General features: G+C 70.5%; 5 protein-coding genes. All 5 read right to left on the bottom strand.

The window, feature by feature from the left end:
• Positions 1–278: 278 nt before the first annotated feature.
• From ACIBW6_RS33535 to ACIBW6_RS33515, 5 genes are read right to left on the bottom strand one after another with little or no spacing between them, the layout of a single operon-like run.
• On the bottom strand, positions 279–1,286 hold the full coding sequence (locus ACIBW6_RS33535; RefSeq protein ID WP_399066456.1) for an oligopeptide/dipeptide ABC transporter ATP-binding protein: 1,008 nt from the start codon (positions 1,284–1,286) through the stop codon (positions 279–281).
• Positions 1,283–2,281, bottom strand: a complete 999-nt coding sequence (locus tag ACIBW6_RS33530) for an ABC transporter ATP-binding protein (protein ID WP_399066454.1) — start codon at positions 2,279–2,281, stop codon at positions 1,283–1,285. The genes ACIBW6_RS33535 and ACIBW6_RS33530 overlap by 4 nt, the downstream gene beginning before the upstream one ends.
• The gene (locus ACIBW6_RS33525) at positions 2,278–3,201 is read right to left on the bottom strand and encodes an ABC transporter permease (RefSeq protein ID WP_399066452.1); all 924 of its coding nucleotides are present in this window, start codon (positions 3,199–3,201) and stop codon (positions 2,278–2,280) included. Before ACIBW6_RS33525 ends, ACIBW6_RS33530 begins: the two co-directional genes overlap by 4 nt.
• Positions 3,198–4,286 (bottom strand): ABC transporter permease, encoded by a 1,089-nt coding sequence (locus ACIBW6_RS33520; RefSeq protein ID WP_399066450.1) that lies wholly within the window; start codon positions 4,284–4,286, stop codon positions 3,198–3,200. Before ACIBW6_RS33520 ends, ACIBW6_RS33525 begins: the two co-directional genes overlap by 4 nt.
• Positions 4,287–4,342: 56 nt before the next feature.
• On the bottom strand, positions 4,343–6,229 hold the full coding sequence (locus ACIBW6_RS33515; protein ID WP_399066448.1) for an ABC transporter substrate-binding protein: 1,887 nt from the start codon (positions 6,227–6,229) through the stop codon (positions 4,343–4,345).
• Between the last annotated feature and the right edge of the window lie 131 nt (positions 6,230–6,360).

Genomic DNA, 6,360 nt, shown 5'->3' with positions numbered 1-6,360 from the left:
CCTGGAGATGCGCACTTCGTGCGCGATCTCCAGGGGGAAGCGCGGCGAAGCCGCAGCTTTCGGGGGCGCGGGGAACTGCGCGAGAAGCCCCACCGGCCCGCAGCTGCCCGGTACTCCGCGGAAGGCAGACGCTATGGCGCCCCAACCGGCCCGCGGTTACCCACACTCCGCGCGACGCCCCCGCGAAGGGACCCCAACCGGCCCGCGGTCACCCACACTCCGCGCGACGCCCCCGCGAAGAGACCCCCACCGGCCCGCGGCCACCCGCACCGCACCTGCTAAGGCGCCACCCCCCGGGCGCGAGCCCAGTGGCAGGCCACCTGGGCCTCCGCGCCGCCGGCCAGGACCGGCAGGTCCACCGTGCGGCAGGCGTCGGAGACCCCGGCCCGCTCGGCCTCCCCGGAGGCCAGGACCTGGCACCGCGCGTGGAAGCGGCACCCCCCGGGGATCCGGGACGGGTCCGGCGGCTCCCCGCTGAGCACCACCGGCTCACCCGGCGCCTCGGGCAGCACCGACAACAGGGCCTGCGTGTAGGGATGTCGCGGCGAGGTCAGTACTTCCTCCACCGCCCCCGTCTCCACGATCCGGCCCAGATACATCACCGCCACCCGGTCCGCGATGTTCCAGGCGAGCCCCAGGTCGTGCGTGACGACGAGCGCCGAGAGCCCCAGCTCGTCGCGGAGCCTGAGCAGCAGCGCCAGGATCTCGCCGCGTACCGACGCGTCGAGGGAGGCCACCGGCTCGTCGGCGACGATGAGTTCGGGCTCCAGGACCAGGGCGCCCGCGATGACGACCCGCTGCCGCTGCCCGCCGGACAGCTCGTGCGGGTAGCGCAGGAAGAACCGTTCGGGGGGCCGCAGCCCGGCCCGGGACAGCGCGCCGGCGACGGCCTCGCGCTCGTCCCCGCCGTACCCGTGGATGCGCAGCCCCTCCGCCACCGCGTCGTAGACGGTGTGCCGCGGGTTGAGCGAACCGCTCGGGTCCTGCAGCACCAGCTGCACCCGCTTCCGGTACGCCTTGAGCGCGCGCGAGCCGTACTCCAGCGGCGCCCCGGCGAAGGTGACCTGCCCGGCCGTCGGCCGTTCGAGACCGAGCAGCGTGCGCGCCAGACTCGTCTTGCCGCAGCCGGACTCGCCGACCAGGGCCACGATCTCGCCGCGCGCGATGTCCAGGTCGACTCCGTCCACCGCCCGCGCCCCGGGGGCGCCGCGCCGCCCGGGGAACGTCACTTTCAGCTGGTCCGCGGAGAGCAGGGTCCGGGTGTCCGTCACAGCGTGCGCCGTCATGCGGTGGTGCTCCTTGCCTCGACGTCCGGTGCCGGCGTCCCGTCCGGACCCCTCACGTGCACGCACGCCGCGCGGCGCCCGCCCCCCGCCTCGCGCAGCGGCTGGTCCTCGACGGCGCACACGTCCAGCGCCACCGGGCAGCGCGGGTGGAAGGTGCAGCCCGGGGGCAGCGCGGAGGGGTCGGGCGGATCGCCGGGCAGGCCGCGCGGGGCGAACCGGGAGGCCGGGTCGCCGATGGTCGGGAACGCCGCGGAGAGGGCGTTGCCGTACGGGTGCAGCGCGTTCTCGTAGACCTCGGCCGCCGGGCCCTCCTCGACGACGCGGCCCGCGTACATCACGGCGAGCCGGTCGCAGGTGTCGGAGAGGACCGCGAGGTCGTGGCTGATCATGATGAGGCCGACCTCCTGCTCGGCCACCAACTGCTCGATCAGGCGCAGGATCTGGGCCTGGATCATCACGTCGAGGGCGGTCGTCGGCTCGTCCGCGACGATCAGCTCGGGCTCGCAGGCGAGCGCCATCGCGATCATCACGCGCTGGCGCTGCCCGCCGGACAGCTCGTGCGGGTACGCCGCCGCGCGCGCCGCGGGCAGCCCGACGTGTTCGAGGAGTTCGGCGACCTTCTTCCTGGCGTCCGCCTGCGTCGCCTTCTTGTGCAGCAGGATCGGCTCGGCGATCTGGTCGCCGATGCGGTGCACCGCGTTGAGCGAGTGCATGGCGCCCTGGAAGACGATGGAGGCGCCGGCCCAGCGCACCGCGCGGACCCGGCCCCACTTCATCGTCAGGACGTCCTCGCCGTTGAGGAGGATCTCGCCGGTGACCTTGGTCCCGGCGGGCAGCAGCCGCAGGAGCGCCAGTGCCAGCGTCGACTTGCCGCAGCCGGACTCGCCCGCGATGCCGAGCTTGCTGCCCGCCTCGACGGACAGGTTCACTCCGCGCACGGCCTGCGCCCCGCCGGCGTACGTCACCGTCAGGTCGTTCACCTGGAGCAGCGTCATGACCGGGCCCCCAGTTTCGGGTTCAGGACGGACTCGACGGCGCGTCCGCACAGCGTGAAGGCGAGCGCCACGACGGCGATGGCGATGCCGGGCGGGGCCAGGTACCACCAGTCGCCCGCGCTGACCGCGCCCGCCTCGCGTGCGTCCTGGAGCATGCCGCCCCAGGACGTGATCGTCGGGTCGGAGAGGCCGAGGAAGGCGAGGGTCGCCTCCGTCAGGATCGCGGACGAGATGATCATCGTGGTCTGGGCGAGGACCAGCGGCATCACGTTCGGCAGCACGTGCCGGGTCATGATGTGGCCGTGGCCGCCGCCGAGCGCCCGGGAGCGCTCGATGTACGGGCGGGATTCCACGGCCAGGGTCTGGGCGCGGACCAGCCGGGCCGTCGTCGGCCAGGTCGTCACGCCGATCGCGATGATCACCGTCCACATGGAGCGGTCCATCACCGTGGCGAGCGCGATGGCGAGCACCAGTGTCGGCATCACCAGGAACCAGTCCGTGATCCGCATGAGCACGGTCGCGTACCAGCCGCGGAAGTGCCCCGCGACGATCCCGATGACCGTGCCGATGGCCACGCACAGGAACGCGGCGAGCAGACCCACGGTGAGCGAGACCCGGGCCCCGTAGACGAGGAGCGCGAGCACGCTGCGGCCGAACTGGTCGGTGCCGAGTGGGAATTCGCCGCTCGGTCCCTCCAGCGGGCCGCCGGGCGCGTCCGTCACGCTCTGCGCGTCCGCGCCGACCAGGACAGGCGCGAGCACCGCGATGAGCGCGATCAGGATGAGCAGGCCGAGCCCCCACAGCCCGCTGCGGTGCGCGCGGTACGCGCGCCAGAAGCGGGCCAGGGACTGGCGCTTGCGGGCGCGTGCCAGCGCCCGCGGATCGCCCGTCTTCGTGACGGGCGCGGTCTCGGTCGTCATCGGCCCACCCTCGGGTCGAGCAGCGGATAGAGGATGTCGGCGAGGGTGTTCGCGAGGATCACCGCGGTGGCGAAGACGAAGAACAGGCCCTGGACGAGCGGGAGATCGGGCACGGACAGGGCCGAGTAGAACAGGCCGCCGAGACCCGGCCAGGAGAAGACCGTCTCGACGAGGATCTGCCCGGCGACGACGTGCCCGAGGTTGACGAACATCAGCGTGAACGTGGGCAGCATCGCGTTCGGCACCGCGTGCTTGCGGCGCACCACGTCGTCCCGCAGCCCCTTGGCCCGCGCGGTCGTCAGATAGTCGCTGCCCATCTCGTCCAGGAGCGAGGAGCGCATGACGAGCAGCGTCTGCGCGTAGCCGACCGCGACGAGCGTGATGACCGGCAGGATCAGATGGTGCGCGACGTCGATGACGTACGCGAAGCCGCTCTCGCCGCCCGATTCGAGGCCGCCGGTCGGGAACATGCCCGGGATCGGCCCGATGCCCACCGCGAAGACGATGATCAGCAGCAGTCCGAGCCAGAACGACGGGATGGAGTAGAGGGTCAGCGCGAACGCCGTGTTGAAGCGGTCGCTGCGCGAACCGTTGCGCCACGCCGTGCGCGTGCCCAGCCAGAGGCCGAGCGCCGAGTACAGCACGTACGCCGTGCCGGTCAGCAGCAGCGTCGCCGGGAGCGCGTCGGTGATCTTGTCGATGACGGGTGTGTGGAACTGGTACGAGGTACCGAAGTCGCCGGTGAGCGCGTCCCCGATGTACGACGTGAACTGCTGCCACAGCGGCTGGTCGAGGCCGAACTGGTGGCGCAGGTTCTCCAGTTGCTGCTCGGAGACCCGCTTGCCGCCGGTCATCTGCTTGACCGGGTCGCTCGGGATGAGGCGGAAGAGGAAGAAGCTGGTGACGAGGACGGCGAAGAGCGAGACGATCGCGCCCGCGATCTTCGCCGCCGCGTACCGGAGGTACGCCGTGGTGGTGCGGGCCCGTGGGCCGCGGGCGCCCGGCGCCGCCCCGGCCGGGATGGCCGGGTCGCCGTCGGACGCGTCCGCGGACTGCACGAGCGCGGGAGTGCTGTCAGCTGTCATGGTTCATGCGAACTCTCGTTACTCGTGCGGGTGGTGACCGGTACGCGGTGGGGAACCTACTCGCGGTCGTCCGCCGTGGTCCTGCGCCGCATGGCGAACAGGACGCCGCCGCCGATGACGACGAGCGCGGCGATCACGATGCCGATCACGATGCCCGTGGAGGACCCCGAGGAATCCGAACCGTCGCTCGACGCGGACGCGGGCTGCGCCGACCACCAGCTCCAGTAGCCGTCCTGGCCGTAGATGTTGCCGGCCGCCGTGGGCATCGTCTCGATGGACTTGATCTGGTCGGTGCGGTACGCCTCGACGGCGTTCGGGTACGCCATGACGTTCATGTACCCGGAGTCGTACAGCCACGACTCCATCTGCTTGACGTAACCGGCCCGCTTGGCGGGGTCGTACTCGGCCAGCTGCTTGTTGTAGAGGTCGTCGTACGTCTTGTCGCAGATGCCGTTGTCGGTCGCCGCGGTCTCGCGTGCCTTGGTGGGCAGGGCGGCGCAGGTGTGGATGCCGAGGACGAAGTCCGGGTCCGGGTTGACCGACCAGCCGTCGAAGGCGAGGTCGTACTCACCCGCGTACCAGGGCACGGAGACGTCGTCGACGCAGTTGAGCTTGAGGCCGACGCCGATCTTGCCCCACCACTCCTTGAGGTACTTGCCGACCGCCTTGTCGTTCGGGTCGGTGGCGTGGCACAGCATCCGCAGGTCGAGCGGCTTGCCGTCCTTGCCGACGCGCTTGCCGCCCTTGAGCGGGTAGCCCGCCTCGTCGAGCATCTTGCCCGCGGCCGTGGCGTCGTAGCCCAGCTTCTGGGCGTCCGAGGGCTGCCAGAAGTACTCGCCGAAGCGCGGCGGGATGTACCCCTCGCCCTGCACGGCGTGGCCCTGGAAGACCTTGTCGACGATGGTCTTGGTGTCGACCGCGCGGAAGAGCGCCTGGCGCACCTTCTGGTCGAGCAGCGCCTTGTTGCCGTCGCCGAACTTCTTGCCGTCCTTGGTCTGCCACCCCGGGTTGACCGCGATCGCGTAGAAGCGGCGGCCCGGCCCCTCGTTGACCTTGATGTTCTTCTCGCCCTTGAGGGACGCGGCCTGGGCGGGGGTCAGCGCGGGGGAGCCGGCGACGAAGGAGACCTCGCCCTTGCGCAGGGCGGCGACCGCGGCGTCCTGGTCCTTGTACGTCTTGAAGACGATCTCGTCGAACTGCGGCGTCTTCGACTTGCGCCAGAAGTCCTTGTTGACCTTCAGCTTCACGTACTGGTCGGTCTTGTAGTCGGTCAGGACGAACGGGCCGTTGCCGACGACCGGGAACTTCTGGTCGTTGTTGAACTTCGCGTAGTCCTTGACGTCCTTCCAGACGTGCTCCGGCACGATCGGGACGTCGAGCGCCGTCATGGTCGCCTGCGGCTTCTTCAGCTCGATGACGAGCTGGGTGTCGCTGGGCGCGGTGACCTTCTTGAAGTTGCCGACGAACGAGCCGTTGGCCGTCGCCGCGCCCTCGTCGGTCATCATCTTGTTAAAGGTGAAGGCCGCGTCCTTGGCCGTCGCCTTCTGGCCGTCGGACCACTTCGAGTTCGACCGGATGGTGTACGTCCACGTCAACTTGTCGGACGAGGATTCCCACTTCGTGGCGAAGCCCGGGACGACGTGGTTGTCCTTCGGGTCGTAGTTGGTCAGGTACTCGTACATCAGGCGGTGGATGCTGGTGCTGACCAAGCGCTGGGCCAGGAACGGGCTGAGCGAGTCGACGCTCTGCGCGAGCGCCACCGTCAGGGTCTTCTTACCGCTGTCGGCCTTGGCCTCGGCCTGCTGGGGAGCGGGGTTGAGCGGCGTGGCGAGGCCCGCCGTCAGGGTGAAGGCGGCGGCACCGGCCGCGAGGAAGAGCCGGACGCCGCGCCGTCCGGCGCGTGCCGTTCTGTGGTGCTGATCTTGCTGGGCCGTTGTATCCATCGGTCGGTGACCTCACGCATCGCTCGCACAGCATGGCTGGACTTGAATTGTTCAGGTGGAATGAAGTGTTGGTTTATCAGCGGCAGTTGACGCACGTCAACGGCCCGCGAACCCCATGTGGCCTGCGGAAA

Source organism: Streptomyces sp. NPDC049813, assembly GCF_044465085.1.
Lineage (GTDB): Bacteria > Actinomycetota > Actinomycetes > Streptomycetales > Streptomycetaceae > Streptomyces.
The sequence above is the reverse complement of the archived record's forward strand: the minus strand, read 5'-3'. Positions and strand labels throughout refer to the sequence as shown.

Bases quoted from the DNA above. Each gene is read 5' to 3' on its own strand.
- ACIBW6_RS33520 (WP_399066450.1), bottom strand. From the start codon at position 4,286: ATGACAGCTGACAGCACTCCCGCGCTCGTGCAGTCCGCGGACGCGTCC.
- ACIBW6_RS33525 (WP_399066452.1), bottom strand. From the start codon at position 3,201: ATGACGACCGAGACCGCGCCCGTCACGAAGACGGGCGATCCGCGGGCG.
- ACIBW6_RS33535 (WP_399066456.1), bottom strand. From the start codon at position 1,286: ATGACGGCGCACGCTGTGACGGACACCCGGACCCTGCTCTCCGCGGAC.
- ACIBW6_RS33530 (WP_399066454.1), bottom strand. From the start codon at position 2,281: ATGACGCTGCTCCAGGTGAACGACCTGACGGTGACGTACGCCGGCGGG.
- ACIBW6_RS33515 (WP_399066448.1), bottom strand. From the start codon at position 6,229: ATGGATACAACGGCCCAGCAAGATCAGCACCACAGAACGGCACGCGCC.